This is a genomic window from Kovacikia sp. CALU 1929, from assembly GCF_056784235.1.
On sequence record NZ_JBXBCF010000082.1, the window covers coordinates 44,120 to 60,095 of the forward strand.

The following is a 15,976-nucleotide window of genomic DNA, read 5'->3' on the forward strand; positions in this document are numbered from 1 at the left end:
TCGACAGTATTTGACACAACTGTCAAATGGAATTTTGTTACGGTTGCCGGTATCGCAGGTGTAGAGGTATACCCAGCCATTTTGCTGAAGTGGCGTAGGATTCAGGGCAGATTTTGCTGCATTTTCTATGATGTAGATTACAGCAGTTTTTAGACGAGTGCCACACAATGAATGCCGTTATATTAAGGCACAACCAACGTTCCGTGTGGCATACACCAATGAAAATTGCTGTAAGATGCCTCAAATCGTTGAATGGTTGTTCAAGGGTATCTGCTTGAGGCAAATGTGGCTGTATTAGAATGGATGCCCCCGTGAGCGATCGCAGCTCAAACTCCATCATTGACTGAAAAGATCCGTACAATCCTTTATCCCTATGAGAGGTGCCCGTGGCTCTGTATGCTGAACTCCACCGCCACCTTGGCGGCTCTGTCGTACCTCGTATTCTGTGGCGGTATCTCCAACGCAATGATTCTGACCTGGCTCAGCGTTTTCCTATCTATGGTGAATTTGAAGATTTCTACACGCGCCCGCGTAACACCCTGGACGAGTATCTGGAATTACACACCCTGGTCGAAAGTGTACAAACGGCGGAGGCACTCCCCTATTTTGTTTACCGCCTGATGCGGGGTGCCTATATTTTTGAGAATCTGGCTTATCTGGAATTACGCTATACGCCCTTTCTCCGCACGCCGGATCATTTGCCTCAGTCTCAGCGGATCGATTTGATGGCGCAAATTGTAGACATTGTGGGCAAAGCCAGCCGGTTAAATGAATACCCGATTGTAACGAGCCAAATTCTCTGTATGCACTCGCGGTTGCCCTATGAAGTCAACCGGGCAATTGTGGATCTGGCGGCTCAGTCGCGGGAATACGTCTGCGCGATCGACTTGGCAGGGGGGGATAACCACTATGGAGAACGGCTGGAAGAGTTTGTAGAACTCTATGCCTATGCCCGATCGCTCGACATCAAAACCACCGGACATTTGTATGAGACGCGGGAAGGCTGCTATTCAGAACTGCTGCCCTACCTGATGCGGATCGGTCATGGAATTCAGATTCCCCTCCACTATCCCCACTTGCTGAAACAGGTTGCCGCCCGGGGTCAATGTCTGGAGGTATGTCCCACCACTTATCCCAAAACCGGCACCTTGAAGGACGTGTCGGAACTAAAACAGGTATTTGATCGCTGTTTTGATGCGGGGGTGGATATTGCCATTTGCACAGACAACGCAGGTTTACATAATGTCCGGTTGCCATTTGAGTATGAAAACTTACTGACCCATGACATTATTGGCTTCCAGGAATTACAAGCCTGTCAGGATGCCGCCTTTCGCCATGCCTTTGCGTGGCCCTACCCTCAGGGTCCAGCCTCTTTATTGACTGGATTGCTGAAGGTGGAGGGCGATCGGGATGGTTCCTATGAGATGGTGGGGCAGAGATAGGCGCCAGGTGCCAGGTGCCAGGTGCCAGGTGTTAAGTAGATAGGTTAATTGGGACTGATGATTTTAACCACAATGAATAGGGGTGCGAATTTCGCGCCCCTATTGCTTCCAAATCCAGGGAATGCCTTTTGAACTATCGTTTACGCCCCGCGGTTGATGGCAAGTTCGATTTGCTTAAATTCGGTTTCTAACCGATCCTTCAGCTTTTGGGGAATGGGACGGTTGGGATAAGAGCTATAGTGCCCTGCCAAAGAGTTCAAGGCAGTCCGCATGGTTGTGTAGGAACTGAGTCGGGTGAGGGAGTCTTCCCGCCGGTAGCGAGCCGAGAAATCATTAATGAGTTGACGCGCCTGCGCCTGGACAGGTACCTTTTCGGGTGAATCGTCTGGTAGGGCGATCGCACTTCTCAAGGTGTTAACCACTGCGAGGGTATCCTGAGGGTAGTCACCAGTCATACCCACTGAGCCGTCGGGTGCAGCAGAGCATCCCATTAAACCAATGCAAACGACCAGAAAGAGGGAAAACAGGCGTGATAGATAGCGCTTCATAAACATGCGTTAATAGACGGGACGATGTTCTAGCCTTCCGAAAAAGCTTGAGTTTTAATTATCCTATCGTGATTTAAGACCCTGGGGATCATTCCCTGGTTAGGGACGAATTAAGTCTCCAACAAAAAGAGGGCAGTTTTAATGCCCTCCTGGTAATTCACCGACCTATGTATATTGACTTCGCTCTAGCGTTGCCGATGATTGGAGTAATCAGGGTAATTGCTATCTGCAACCTCCACCCAAACTACCCTGCCTGGCAGCAACACCTGATTCTACTGGCGACAAAAGAGTATCTGAATTTGGAGATTAACCAAAACGACCGCTGACATATTCCTTGGTTGCCTCTTGCTGAGGATTCTGGAAGATGGCTTCGGTTGGTTCGTATTCCACAATGTAGCCCGTGCGCTGACCCTTCTCATTTGCGTGGACATTGTAGAAGGCAGTAAAGTCAGAAGCCCGTGATGCCTGCTGCATATTGTGGGTGACAATGATGATGGTGTACTTCTCCTTAAGCTCCTGAAGCAGGTCTTCAACCTTCAGGGTCGAAATTGGATCGAGAGCAGAGCAGGGTTCATCCATCAAAATCACATCGGGCTGAACGGCGATCGCCCGCGCAATGCAGAGTCGCTGTTGCTGACCACCCGACAAATCAGTTCCCATTGCTTTCAGCTTATCTTTCACGTCATCCCACAGAGCCGCTTGCTTGAGGGAACGCTCAACCAGTTCATCCATATCGCCCTTAAAGCCCAACAACCGAGGACCAAAGGCAACGTTGTCATAAATAGTCTTGGGAAACGGGTTCGGCTTCTGGAACACCATGCCAATTTGCCGTCTCACTTCAACCGGGTCAATATCGGATGCGTAGAGATCCTGGTCGTGGTAGAAGATTTTGCCGTCAATGTGAAAACTCTTAATCAGGTCATTCAAACGGTTAAAACACCGAATAACGGTACTTTTACCACAGCCAGAGGGTCCAATAAAGGCGGTAATGGCATTCTTGGGAATGGCAATATTGACATCCCGGACTGCCTTGAATTTGCCGTAGTAAATGTCGAGGTTTTCCGTGCGGAAAACGGTTTCGGTTTGGCGAGCGATCTGGAGGTCGGAAGTCATAGGTCAGTTGCTTGAATGGAGTTGGTTTTTGGCGATACAGAGCTAGAAAAGCACCAGCAATTAGAAATCCTATTTACGCTGTCGGGTTAAAAACCGGGCTGTAATGCTGGTAAACAGAACCATTGCCATCAGAACTAGTGCCCCAGCCCAGGCAATCTGCTGCTGATTTTTATAGGGCACTACGGAGAAGTTATAGACCAGCATCGACATGGTGGCAGTTGGCTCCCATAGCCCACCTTGCCAGACGGGTCGATTCCAGAACTGATTAAATAGAGCGGTGAACAGAATGGGTGCCGTTTCCCCCGCCGCCCGGGCGATCGCCAGCATGACCCCAGTTAAAATCGCTGGAACTGCCGCAGGTAAAACAATTCCCATCGTTGTCTGAATTCGGGTTGCCCCCAAACCCACCGCCGCCTGACGAAAATCACTCGGTATAGCTTCTAACGCTTCTGTGGCGGTTCTGACAATGGTGGGCAACATCAACACTGCCAGTGCCACACCACCCGCCACTGCCGAAAAACTCCCAGTCCGCAGCACAACCAGCGCGTAAGCAAACACCCCGATCACAATGGAGGGCACACCACTGAGTACATTAGTAAAAAAGTTGACCCAGTAGGCGAGTTTGGTATCTCTAGCAAACTCCGCTAGAAAGACGGCTGCCATCACACCAAACGGAATAGAAATTAAAGAAGCCAGCCCAACGGTAGTCAGGGTACCGATGATCGCATTACCAAAGCCTCCTCCCTTGACCAGTGGTGGGGGCGGTAGCTTAAAAAATAGATCGAGGCTTAAGTAGGAAAACCCCTGCACCAAGATATAGGAAAGTACAGCAAATAAAGGAATTAGGGCAAGCACAGCGCACGCCACCGCAACCCCGGACATAATGGTTGAAAACAGGGTACGGGAGGAGTTTGGTCTCTTCTTTAGAGTCCGTCCTGGGAAAGAATCAGCCGCCAAATCATTTCCTTCCATCTTACAGTCCTATCTCTCTCAAATCACTAGCGTTTATGTCTGTTGGAGAATCGATAATTACCTAACCTTTGAGCTTTTCTCTAAGGATCCTGGATTTAATAACCCCGCAAACTGTACGGGCGGGTTTAGCAGTCCAATTTGCCTGGTGCGATGGATTTGACGGCAAAACCCGCCCCTACCCAATTCCGAACTTATTTAACTCTCATTCCTAAGTGCCAAAGCCCTTGGCTAGTACTTTAATCGGATGCGGCTGACAATATACTGTGCTACAACATTCACAATCAGCGTCAACAAAAACAAAACAAGCGCTGCATACATCAGCGAAGCCACCTGCAATCCACCTGCTTCGGCAAATTGGTTGGCTAGTAATGAAGATACGGTTGAACCCTGGTTCAGAATGGATGGAGAAGCAACGTTGGAATTGCCAATCACCATGGTTACCGCCATCGTTTCTCCCATTGCCCGACCCAAGCCCAGCATCGCTCCACCCAAAATCCCAGAGGAAGCCGCTGGCAAAATCACTTTAAAGATGGTCTCCCAGCGGGTTGCGCCCAAACCGTAAGAGGCTTGGCGTAACTCTGGTGGCACCGCAATCAGGGCATCCCGCGAAATTGCCGCAATGATTGGGAGGATCATGATTGCCAGAATAATGCCTGCCACATAAACACCTGGACCGGCTGGCGGAGTGCTAAACAGGGGAATCCAACCAAAGTTTTCATACAACCAATTACCAAACGGTCGAATAAATGGGATGAAAACAAAAATGCCCCAAATCCCATAAATCACGCTGGGAATTGCCGCTAGTAGCTCAATCAGAAACACGATTGGCTGCTTGATCTTTGAGGGTAAAAAGTCTTCGCTAAGAAACAATGCAATCCCTACCCCGATAGGCATGGCAATGACAAGCGCAATCAGGGAAGTAACAATCGTTCCGTAAATCTGGGGCCATGCGCCATAGATGTTGGAAACCGGATCCCAACGGCTACTAACTATGAATCCCAGTCCGAAGGCTTGAATGGCTGGAAATGCCTGATCGCCAACTTGAAAGGCGATCGCAATAAGCAAAATCGCTACTGCAATGGCAAAAGCAGCAGTCAACCAGACAAAGCCATTGTCAACAAGGCGGGAAGTATCGGTCCTTTTCCAGGAAGGTGCCGATGAGGTATCGACTATCGGAGCCATAGGTTAAATCAGAAAGCTGTTGGACGGCGTTTGGCAGCAATAAAATCCAAACTGAATAGCAAACCTACCACGCCAACTACTCCATACTAGCAACTCGGCATCACCAGAGAATAGTTGGCTTTGGGCTGTAGTCTGACTGCAAACCTTTTTAGACAGACTACAGCAATCAACAAAACCCAACCTACTTGGTTGCAACCTGGATCGTATCCAATGCGGCAAGTGCCTTGCTGGACACATCATTGGGAATTGGCAGATAGCCCAGCTCAGTAGCGAACTTGGCACCATCAGCATATGCCCATTTGATCACACTCTTCAGTGCATTCGCTTTCGTTTGATCATCGTACTTACCGTAAACCAGCAGCCAGGTTAACCCAACAATGGGGAAGCCTTCCTTGGCTTCTGGATCGGGAACCACCAGCGCAAAGTCTGCCGGAATGGTGAGTCCTTCAAGCGATTTAGCAGCAGACTCTGGAGAAGGGGTAATGAATTCTCCAGATTTATTTTCAATCGTTGCCATGCTCAACCCGTTTTCTTTGGCATAGGAGTATTCCACATACCCGATTGAACCTGCGGTTTGCTGAATCGCCGCTGTCACACCTTCATTCCCCTTACCGCCAGTTCCAGTGGGCCACTCAACCGACTTACCTGCCCCTGCCTTCCAGTTAGGGCAGGCAGCACTGATGTGGTTCGTGAAAATAAAGGTAGTACCACTACCGTCTGAGCGATGGGCAAAGGTAATGGCTGAACCTGGCAGGTTAACGCCTGGATTATCCTTAACCAGTTGAGGATCGTTCCAGGTTTTGATTTCACCTGCTACGATGCCGCAGTAGCTAGTTCTGGAAAGCCTCAGGTTGTCTACACCTTCGAGGTTGTAGGCGAATACAACCGCTCCCCCAGTCATGGGGATCTGTAAAGGCTTACCCAGTTCAGCAGGATATTTTTTAAGCTCTTCGTCAGTCAGGGGCGCATCTGATGCACCAAAATCCACGGTTCTTGCAAGAAACTGCTGCACACCTGCACCACTACCCACAGATTGGTAGCTGATTTGGACATTGGGGTTTTGCTGGTTGTACTCAGCAAACCAGCGCTGATAAAGAGGAGCGGGGAATGTAGCGCCTGCGCCGCTAAGGGAGACAGTTCCACCGCCAGTCGTTGCAGCCGGACTGGCACCGTCAGTCGCTGCCGGGGGAGTGGTAGAGGTGGGTCCGCAGGATGCCAAACCCAGCGCCAGGGCAATTGCGGAAACGGAAACCGCCCTACGAGTTACCTTCAGAGACGAAAACATAAATTTCTGTAGCTCGGTGAACTTTTCCCCCTTACACTACACCAGGTCAGTAAAGACAAGGTTAAGCTGAGTCCATAGGATTATTGAGAGAAATTAAGTTTTGTAAGGGGGAGGGTGGGAGAGGGGGTGGGGAGATGAGGGGATAGATACTCCTCTGATTGGAGACTGGTCTTTATCAAGGGATAGCGCGATAATTTGATGGCAAGCCATTTGTTGCTGAGGAGATCCTTGATGGGCGTGCTGAGAAGCTGGATAGGTTGATCCGAAGCCTTTGACGTGAGTGCTCAGGCGAACGTTTTAATTCATCGAGTACCTTGTTCCATCCTCAGAAACAGCAATTTCCCTTTATTTATATCTACATTGACAAGTACATATAGATGACGAATGACGAATGACCCCAGAACCTATGACTGAAACTCCTCAAGATTCTCCCAAGTCTGATGCTCAAGTAGATATAGAAGGGCTGCTGCGATCGCTCCGGCGTAAAGAGGGCACCTGGGTGGAGTGGGGACAAGCGTGCCAAACCCTGCAAAAGGCTGGCTACAACCCTCAAACCATTTTTGAAGAGACAGGGTTTGAACCGATTCAGCAGAACCAGATTACGGTTGCAAGCCAGGTTTACACCAGCATCCTTAACTTAGGAGTGCCAGAGTCTGTTAAGCAACACTTTGGCTCCCGAGGCAGCGATGTGCTGTATGAATTTCGTGTTCTGACCCAAACAGAGCGGGCAGCGATGGCAGAGTTTGCGCTGGAGAAAAGCCTGGATATGGATGAGGCGCACGACGCTGCCAAAGCGATGAAGGATTTTTCCCGTTTGAGTCAAAAACCGGAAGGATTTATAGACCATCCGGGGGATGCGATCGCTTATCAATCATGGAAACTGGCACGGCAACAGGCTGATCTGCAAGAGCGATCGCGCCTGATTGCCAAAGGGCTACGCTTTGCCCACAGCAAGACTGCCCGTAAGCAGATTGAGCAACTGCTGACCGACTTCTCCGTTGCCCCGGTCACTCCGCCTCCCCGGCTGCCGGTGTATCGCCTGGAAGACACCGAAGAGTTGCCCCGGCTGCTGCCTGTGGTTGGAAAATTTCCCCTGACCAAAGCAGACCTTCAGGCAGTTCCACTGGTGGAAGAAATTCAGCCGTTTCGGATAGTCAAATTTTCGGGCACAGGTGCCTGGGTGCCTATCCCTGGTTGGCAGGTCATCCTGGCAGCCGAAGATCCGGTCGTTATCCTGTGTAATAGTGAAGCATTGCCAACGCCGCTCCCTGGCAAGCCGGAAGAGGTGTTAGTGGTGATAGACCGGGCAGATCGGGAGTGGGATTCCCGCCGCTACTGCGTCGTTGAGCAGACAGACCAACTGCAAATCCAGTGGTTTGAGAATCAGCCTGAAGTCCCCCTTTTGGGACAGGTTATCCTGATAATGCGTCCTAAGAAGGTGCTGGATGAAGAATACACTAAGGAGATTTGGCAGATTGACGAGTAAGGCAAAAGACATGACGTAGTATCTGTTGGAATCGTTTATTTAGCGATAACATTGGCTCCAAGACCATTTGCAGCAGTTCAGCCGATCCGGTAAGAGTTTAATACTCCTTTATTCTTTAAGAACATGCTTATTCAGCGATCGCTTCTTTTGTTTCTCTGTATTCCCATCGCAGCCGTGGCTGCTTTCAGCTATTCCCCGCGTAAGTCAGGAGCGATCGACGCTGAATTTATTGAATCCATTCAAGCATTCAAGCATGTTGAACGTCAGGTCAAATCTGGACTCAGTCCCTCCCGCTATCCCTATTTGGTTGCTCATGTCAATACAGCCATTGACCGGCTTCCAGAACACACTCCTCCGCGTGTGGTTGAGCTGCTGCAAAGTTCATCAACTGCATACGCCTTAGCCTTCAGGTATTGGAAGTGCGATCAGGAACCCGCCAGAAATCTGCAAGCAACCTGTCGGGATGGTGAACTGGAGAAAGTCGTTGCCGAGTTTCCTCGGATTCGGCGAAATATTAATCAGCGACTTATGCTGCGCCCCAACCCACCCAGCTATCTCAGTTCTTCCATCACAACTGAAAATATGATGCAACTCCTGCTCATGCAGGCAGAACTAAACCGGGTTGATGCCCACTTAATTTTGACCGGGGGCAAGTTTGATGGGATCTATTCGATCGCGAACTAATCCCTGGCATTCGTCTACGAACAATTTCTTACCTGAACCTCCACCGATCATCCTCTCCAGCACCATCGCTGTCATCATCAAACCAGTCATCCGCATCTTCTTCATCCTTACTCTCTACCGTAGGATCGGTTGCAGCGGGTGAAGTGGGAGGCGGAGGCACAGACGGCATATAGGGGGGAACGATCACCCGATATTCAGCATCCACAACCTTTTCTTGCCTGCCCACACCAGACTCAGCAGGGTCTCGATAGCCGTAGGAATAGACCGACCCTGCCTGAGAAGATGACTTAGGCTGTGGTGCCGCTTCAGGCTGTGCCACTCCAGACGGCGGCGTTACTTTATAGTCAGTGCCCGACCTGGGAGCAGCATCAGTTCTAGGTCGGTCTACAGGAGTGCTTTGGGAGGAAACTTCCCAATCATCGTTAGGGCTAAGATTCCAGTCATCATCCAGAGCTTTTGTAGGAGCGGGTTGCCTGACTGATTGCTGGCGATCGACCGGCTCTTCGTAGCCTTCCCAATCTCTCCAGGCGGCATCATCTTGCTTTTTGGCGGAGGGAGACTGAGGGTATGAGGAAACAGACTCTGGGGTAGGAGAGTCGGCTGAAACTCTATCGCGCCGTAATTGCTCAAATCGGCTGCGGGTCGTTTGTTTGAACTGGGAGCGCACCTCTCGACCAGTCGCAAAGCTAGAGATGCTGAACAGAGTATTAATCACGATCGTGGTCAGAATACCCGCCACGATCGCTCCCAGAACCCATAACGCCAGAGGAAATTGTAGCGTCTGAATGCCCAGAAATGTAATTGTGATGGGTTGCAGGTTTGACCAGGTAAAAATGATCAAACCACTGGCGATCGCGAACAGCAGTACGAGACGAAAAAGCATGATATCTGACTGTTGACTACTAGCAGTTTGCCAGTCACTCAAAATGAGTTCACGTTATCAGCTTATCTTACGTGCCTGAATAAAATCTGGTACACTGTATTTTCCTTTTGGAAGAATTCTACGGCCGGGCTGATTCTGGGGATGAGTTTAGAGTTGGATGAATTGAACCGAAGTCTCAATTCATCCTGCTGTTTATCCTGCGGCTCAGCAACACCAATAAATTCCATCTCTGACGCAACCCATAGGTGCCGCTGACGCAATTTACGGCTCGTTTCGGCTGCTATAACCAATTACCGCAACTTTATGTCGGTAAACGAGTTCTGCACCATACCAGCCCGTGATCCCCAGCAAGGTTGCCACAAACAGCGAGAGAACCAACCCAACGGGTAAAACTGCACTCTCTACATTATTCCAGCGCTGGATCCAATTAACCAGTGTCAGAACCAGAGCGGCAGCATTGCCAACCGCGTGAATCCATCCAGCACTATGCTTTTTGACCCGATCAATTTTGAGGAAATCCAGCATTCCTGTAGCCGCAGCCACCAATCCAGAAACAAAACCTGCTCCTAGTAGCCATAAGGAAGCTCTTGCCCAGAAAGGATCATGGGTTAACCAATAGCCGACATCTGTGCCGAAAGCACCCGTCAGAAAGGCAATTGGGAAAGTGACAAGTAGGGGATGAAGCGGGTGTCCGGCGATCGCAACCGTGCTGACGATACCACTGTCACGATACTCGCGCTCATCACTTTCAACAAAGGGTGGAATATTGGGAGTTTGCGTCATAATGTTCTCCTGAAGGATTGCTGGTTACCAATTTCTGCTTATGTCAGTCAATGTTGTGTTAGCCACTCTTGCTAGCTAAACAGTATTTGCTCAATAAGATCTCCTGCTTGTCTCGGAGCAGCCTTTTCCATAGCTGGTTAAGGCTCAGACAAGCGTTCAATCGCGCTTCTTCTATCCTGTCACTGAAGAATCGTGTGAGATCCTCCAATTGACAGGATGAAGATCTCATCAGTGTAAAAAACAGCAACTGGTTTGACTTCTCTCTAGAGAAAGAGACTAGCGGTTTGTCAACTTTTTGTTTTTGAGTCTGGGATAGAAAAAGGGTTATTATTTTGGGGTTTTCAACCCACGAAATAATTGTTGACGATCACTAATCCGATGTAATTTCCTCAATGATTGTGTTGGCAAAAAGGACCATTTGCCCTGGCTGAACACCAAACTCTCTGAGTTGAAGTGATATTCCAGGAATATCAAAGTTACTCAGATCGAGAAGGTTTGTGAGTTGTTCCAGCAGGGCATAAATCAGTTCTGAAGTTAATCCCTGCCCTTCAGCAGACAAAATTTCCAGCGAAATACGCTGTGTATCTTGCTCCAATTTAGGGACAACCGTTCCTGTGAAATGTTTGCGTTCACCCGTTTCCCGGACTAAGAACTCCACATTCAGCAGAAGCTTTTCATGATCGGGTAACTGAATCTCTCCCCGTTGCAGGTCAATCGTAACGGGCTTCCCTTGCACTTGCATCTTTAAGTCCTGCAATTTAGGGCGCACATACTCAGAATTGAGGGCACGGTTTAGATCGGCTTCTGTCAAAACTATTCTGGACTCAGCACTGGTGGGATGAGATAGCTCAATTCCGTTAAACAGTAGGCTCAGAGGGTCAATTGCAACACTATCTGTGCTGATCTTGAATGCCTCTACTCGTAAGTCTTTTTGAACAACAATACCTTTGCCTTCAATCTCAACAGAATCTACTTGTCCCTGAACTACTTTAAGTGGGTTAGTCCGAATGTCAACATTCAAATCTTCTGCCCCATCTAGCTGGCTGCTAATTGCCACTTCTGCTATTTTGCTGATCGCCTTTTCACCAATGTCTGGCTCACCGCTGGTCATCTCTTATCTCCTGACAGTGCAATCGGTTGCGTAGTTCTATCAGACAAAGATTGAACAAAATGTTCATATGTCAGAAGGGAGAGTTTCGATCATCATCTGTCTACGGGAGCAGTAATCATGAACTATTAGCCTGAGGCTCAGTTCCCAATGCTTCCCAGTTCGCCTTACAGCAATCTTCAGATGAGTAAACCACAATGGCGTGTGGATGGGTGGATGGGTGGATGGGTGGCTTATGCAAGCGGAAACGGCTGTAAGCAGAGTCGGAAATGGCAAAAGTCAGTTTTATCGGGTTTTATTGTCAGGCTGCAACTGAAAGTCGCGCCAGTCAGATTCCTTAACAACCCTGCCCTCTGTCCCAATTGCGACCACCCGCCAACTGAGGGACGGTCCAATTGTCTCCTGGAGCCAGGGAGGTGCAGTGTAACTGGTCGTTTCGTGATTGAGAACAGCAGATAGTATTGAAGCTTCACTGCCCTGCTGTCGAACTTCGAGTTTATATGCCCTGGCATTGGGAATACTTTGCCAGCGAAACGTAATGGGTGCAGTCGGAACCAGTTGAGCGTTGGCAGCGGGTTCTAGCAGTGACAGCGGTTTTAAGTCCGTTGATGCCTCTGGGGGAATGGCACCGGGGCTGACATAGTAGCGCAATACGGGCATCGGAAACCCGGCGACTCCACCGCTATTCACCGTGCCCACGCCGGTAAACGAATTTCCCTCGCGATCGTCCGTTGCTTCAATCCGCAACAGAAGCAGGTGCAGCCCGGTTGTATTTTGGGGCAACTTTGCTGGATCGGGACCGGGCAGACTCACTTCACCCGTGGGTGGTAGGAAGCGATCGAACGCCTCCACAAGCGTATACCGACGTTGTTGCCCCCGCTGCTCAATGGGCAGGGTTGCTTCGGTCAATAAATCTTGCCGGGTAGGGGGGCTGTCGCCCGGTAACACGACTTCCCAACGCCCTTTGAGTCTTCCTGATCCGTTGTAACGAATGTTGGCTTGCAGCGCGGGTGGTTGCTGCCCCTGTGACACAACTTGAATCACTGGACTGGATGGAGTTTGGCGAGACCCCGGACTGCTCAGGAAATCTAGTCGCACATTCGTTAACGCCAAGGGAACTCGTGCGCCACCTCCAGCTAAGCGACAGGTGACAGCAACAAATTCATCCGGTCCGCCTGTCCGACTGACAAATCGCCGGACATAGAAGAATTCGGAAGAGTTCCCCCGTAATGCATCCTGATAGGCACGGCGAGCAACCGAAGCGGGAATCGTCATAATATCTGTGAGATTGTTTATACCACTACGCTTTGCCAGATTACTGCGAACGGGCAAACGCCCAAACACTGTACCGGGAACACAGGACTGGTCGGCATTGATGGCACCACACCAGAGGGCTTCCGCGGGACGCTGCCCCTCATCCAACCCAAAGAAGGTAAGAAATACGGTGGTTGGACCAAAAGTACGAACGTTTACACCCCTTGGACTGACGGTCACCGCATGGGCATTGAATGGAACCAGGAGAGATAGGGCACTCGCAAACAGGGCAGAAATCGCAAAGAATCGCATGATGGTTCCTCCTCAGAAGCTAATGCTAAGACCCGCATTGATAACTTGAATCGTAGAATCCGTCGATAATCGGAAGACGTTATTGCGATCTACTGAGGCTACTTTGTCGTCTTTAACCGGATTTACCAAACCGTGTTCGACCGACGGTGGGTTCGCCAGGAATTGGGCATGGCTGAATCGGTTGCACCCATGCTGCCCATCTGGAGCGGACTCGCCGCTGGACTGTTGATAGCAGGCGGGTTGATTGGTCTGCGATCGCTGGGGATACTGCAACGCTGGGAACTGACTGCCTTTGATCAACTCCTGCGGCTGCGTCCAGAGGAAGGACCAGACCAGCGGTTATTGCTGGTAACAATTACCGAGCAGGATGTGGAATCCCAACCCGTGGCAGAACGGGGGGTGGCTTCCCTGTCGGATCGGACGCTGAATCGGTTGCTGGCAAAGCTAGAACAGGCAGTGCCACTGGCAATTGGTCTGGATATCTATCGCAACTATCCAGCAAACCCTAACCTGCCCGAACTGGTGCAGCGGATGCAGCGTAGCGATCGCCTGGTTGCCATCTGTTATTTTGGCAGTCCTGGGGTTTTGCCACCACCGGAAGTCAAACCCCACGCCCAGGGTTTTAATAATGTGCTGCCGGATCCGGATCGAGTCGTGCGTCGCCATCTACTGGCAGTCGGTGATGCCTCTCCCTGCCAGAATAAGTTTTCCTTCAATATGCAGATGGCAGTCCGTTACCTGAAACAGCAGAAATTTGACCTTCAGCATACTCCAGATAATTACATCCGCATTGGTGATGTAGTGTTCAGAACCGTCACCACAAACACGGGAGGCTATCACCAGATCGATCACGCTGGTCATCAAATCATGCTGAATTACCGAGCAACCGGTCAGATTGCTCAAACCGTCAGCCTACAACAGGTACTCAGTGATCAGGTCGATCTGGCAATCCTCCGCGATCGCATTGTTCTGATCGGCACGACCGACTCCAGCTTTAACGATACCCACTGGATTACGCCCTACAGTGCCCATCAAGGTACCGTTCAAACGATTGCCGGAGTTGAAATTCAAGCCCATATGGTGAGTCAAATTCTCAGAGCCGTCCTGGATCACCGTCCTTTAATTTGGTCATTGCCTCCCTCTGCCGAACTGGGGTGGATCGTCGCCTGGGCTTGGATTGGAGGACTACTTGCCTGCTGGCTGCGGACCCTGCCTCGCTGGTTACTGGCAAGTGGCATTGCGATCGCCCTCCTCTATGGCGGCTGTCTCATGGTTCTAACCATCGAGGGAGGATGGTTGCCGTTCGTCCCAGGTGCGATCGCCTTTGTGCTGACAGGAAGCCTGGTTATCCTGATGCCACGGCTACAGCAAACTGAGCAAGGAAATCTGTCTATTGTAAAAGATGCGGCAGATGAAGAGTAACCCTCTTCTGTCACTTCTGCTGGAAAAATTCTAACCAACATTACACTCCCTACAAATCGTCTGCCTAATGAATACCCCTTGGTGACGAAAGTGCCACGTTGAACAAGGTAACACCGCTATCCAACCCCTGACACCCCGCATCTGACCCCTGACCCCTGGCACCTAAAACCAAAATTCATTCCAACCAAGAGTAGCGTTGGCTAATTGGGTACCTTTAAGCACAGAGGTATAGATTCCAACCGTCTTAATAGGTAAATTCCCAATGGGCACAAACTTGAAATATCGTATTGGTGGTTATCAACCCGGCACGCGACCAGAGGATGCGAAATCGCACCAAGCCGAAAGGTTTCGGCAGCAGAAGCTCCCCCACCGGGTTGACCTGCGTAAATTTATGACCGAGGTGGAAGAACAGGTGGGCAACAGTTGTGTCGCCAATGCTTTTGTCGGTGCCTATGAATACCTTGCTAAACGTGATCTCGGTGAAGCTGGGGATGTCAGCCGGTTGTTTGTGTACTACAACTCCCGTGTCCGGCATAACAGCCAGAATGAAGATAGTGGAACCGCCATGTACTGTGCGATCGAGAGCCTGATTGAACATGGTGCCTGCTGCGAAGATCTCTGGGCAAACGACGAATCAATCATTTTTGAGGAACCCGATGAGACTGCCTATGAGAATGCAGTAAATTTTACGATTACGGAAGCAGAGTTCCTCGAAACAAATCTGGATCTGTGGCGACATACCCTGGCAGAAGGTTACCCGATCGCCTTTGCTCTCAATCTGTTTGAGTCATTCAACGAAGCAACTGAAAACCGGGGGCGCATTTCACTACCAAAGAAATCGGAGCATGTGAGAGAGACCCATGCGTGGCACGCCATGCTTTGTGTTGGCTACTCCGACAAAGATCGGATGTTTATTGTCAGAAATTCCTGGGGATCTGCTTGGGGAGATAAAGGATACTGCTATGTTCCCTATGACTACGTCATGCACCCAGACTACAACGGGCATGATTCCTGGATTATCAAATCTGTCAATGACCTGGACTTTACCACTGAAATTTGGGAAGAGAACGAATCCTACTTCGCCGATGAGAATTCCTTGCTGCTCTATGATTTCTACGTCAAAACAACCGATCCTGAAGGATTTGCTGAAGCATTAGATCAGTTGTGCCAGAACTATATTGAAAACGAAGAAGACTATTACTTTGACTATAACTACGAAGAAACCGACGGAGAACCTACCCAACTAGATATTCTTAATTTCAATCTAACCATAGAAGATGCTGCCACATTCCTGGAAGCACTGGATGCTCTTTGCCAGGAATACGCAGTTAATGAAGACTACGATTACACCATTGGGTCCAACGAGGAAGAAGACGAAGAAGACGAAGAAGACGAAGAAGACGAAGAAGACGAAGAAGACGAAGAAGACGAAGAAGACGAAGAAGACGAAGAAGACGAAGAAGACGAAGAAGACGAAGAAGACGAAGAAGACGAAGAAGACG

The 15,976-nt window shown here is 49.9% G+C and carries 14 protein-coding genes; 5 read left to right on the top strand and 9 right to left on the bottom strand.

Annotated elements, in window-relative coordinates; all coding sequences use genetic code 11:
• The first annotated feature begins 386 nt into the window (after positions 1 to 386).
• The gene (locus AC1S52_RS21910) at positions 387 to 1,442 is read left to right on the top strand and encodes an adenosine deaminase (protein WP_482031169.1); all 1,056 of its coding nucleotides are present in this window, start codon (positions 387 to 389) and stop codon (positions 1,440 to 1,442) included.
• 140 nt (positions 1,443 to 1,582) lie between these two features.
• On the opposite strand, the gene psb27 is transcribed toward AC1S52_RS21910, so the two are convergent.
• The 5 genes from psb27 to pstS all read right to left on the bottom strand — a co-directional run bounded on the left by psb27 (position 1,583) and on the right by pstS (position 6,542).
• Positions 1,583 to 1,990 (bottom strand): photosystem II protein Psb27, encoded by a 408-nt coding sequence (gene psb27, locus AC1S52_RS21915; RefSeq protein ID WP_482031170.1) that lies wholly within the window; start codon positions 1,988 to 1,990, stop codon positions 1,583 to 1,585.
• Between the two features lie 306 nt (positions 1,991 to 2,296).
• Positions 2,297 to 3,103 carry a phosphate ABC transporter ATP-binding protein PstB gene (gene pstB / locus AC1S52_RS21920; protein ID WP_482031171.1) on the bottom strand — a complete coding sequence of 269 codons (807 nt, stop codon included), beginning with the start codon at positions 3,101 to 3,103 and terminating at the stop codon, positions 2,297 to 2,299.
• Positions 3,104 to 3,172: 69 nt separating this feature from the next.
• On the bottom strand, positions 3,173 to 4,075 hold the full coding sequence (gene pstA / locus AC1S52_RS21925; RefSeq protein ID WP_482031172.1) for a phosphate ABC transporter permease PstA: 903 nt from the start codon (positions 4,073 to 4,075) through the stop codon (positions 3,173 to 3,175).
• Between the two features lie 228 nt (positions 4,076 to 4,303).
• Complete coding sequence (gene pstC, locus AC1S52_RS21930; protein ID WP_482031173.1) at positions 4,304 to 5,257, bottom strand: phosphate ABC transporter permease subunit PstC; 954 nt, start codon at positions 5,255 to 5,257, stop codon at positions 4,304 to 4,306.
• A gap of 181 nt (positions 5,258 to 5,438) precedes the next feature.
• On the bottom strand, positions 5,439 to 6,542 hold the full coding sequence (gene pstS, locus AC1S52_RS21935; protein WP_482031174.1) for a phosphate ABC transporter substrate-binding protein PstS: 1,104 nt from the start codon (positions 6,540 to 6,542) through the stop codon (positions 5,439 to 5,441).
• 406 nt (positions 6,543 to 6,948) lie between these two features.
• Here pstS and AC1S52_RS21940 point away from each other — a divergent pair, with 406 nt between their 5' ends.
• Both AC1S52_RS21940 and AC1S52_RS21945 read left to right on the top strand, forming a co-directional pair.
• Complete coding sequence (locus tag AC1S52_RS21940; protein ID WP_482031175.1) at positions 6,949 to 8,028, top strand: RuBisCO accumulation factor 1; 1,080 nt, start codon at positions 6,949 to 6,951, stop codon at positions 8,026 to 8,028.
• 123 nt (positions 8,029 to 8,151) lie between these two features.
• On the top strand, positions 8,152 to 8,712 hold the full coding sequence (locus tag AC1S52_RS21945; protein WP_482031176.1) for a hypothetical protein: 561 nt from the start codon (positions 8,152 to 8,154) through the stop codon (positions 8,710 to 8,712).
• Between the two features lie 28 nt (positions 8,713 to 8,740).
• On the opposite strand, the gene AC1S52_RS21950 is transcribed toward AC1S52_RS21945, so the two are convergent.
• The 4 genes from AC1S52_RS21950 to AC1S52_RS21965 all read right to left on the bottom strand — a co-directional run bounded on the left by AC1S52_RS21950 (position 8,741) and on the right by AC1S52_RS21965 (position 13,052).
• Positions 8,741 to 9,595 carry a lipopolysaccharide assembly protein LapA domain-containing protein gene (locus AC1S52_RS21950; protein WP_482031177.1) on the bottom strand — a complete coding sequence of 285 codons (855 nt, stop codon included), beginning with the start codon at positions 9,593 to 9,595 and terminating at the stop codon, positions 8,741 to 8,743.
• A gap of 261 nt (positions 9,596 to 9,856) precedes the next feature.
• Positions 9,857 to 10,378, bottom strand: a complete 522-nt coding sequence (locus tag AC1S52_RS21955) for a DUF2231 domain-containing protein (protein ID WP_482031178.1) — start codon at positions 10,376 to 10,378, stop codon at positions 9,857 to 9,859.
• Positions 10,379 to 10,748: 370 nt separating this feature from the next.
• Positions 10,749 to 11,489: an LmeA family phospholipid-binding protein gene (locus AC1S52_RS21960; protein WP_482031179.1), complete on the bottom strand. Its 741-nt coding sequence runs from the start codon at positions 11,487 to 11,489 to the stop codon at positions 10,749 to 10,751.
• 282 nt (positions 11,490 to 11,771) lie between these two features.
• The gene (locus AC1S52_RS21965) at positions 11,772 to 13,052 is read right to left on the bottom strand and encodes a hypothetical protein (protein ID WP_482031180.1); all 1,281 of its coding nucleotides are present in this window, start codon (positions 13,050 to 13,052) and stop codon (positions 11,772 to 11,774) included.
• Between the two features lie 132 nt (positions 13,053 to 13,184).
• Here AC1S52_RS21965 and AC1S52_RS21970 point away from each other — a divergent pair, with 132 nt between their 5' ends.
• Positions 13,185 to 14,474, top strand: coding sequence for a CHASE2 domain-containing protein (locus AC1S52_RS21970; RefSeq protein WP_482031181.1), 1,290 nt, complete (start codon positions 13,185 to 13,187; stop codon positions 14,472 to 14,474).
• 262 nt (positions 14,475 to 14,736) lie between these two features.
• A partial coding sequence (locus AC1S52_RS21975) for a C1 family peptidase (RefSeq protein ID WP_482031182.1) occupies positions 14,737 to 15,976 on the top strand: 1,240 nt, incomplete at its 3' end.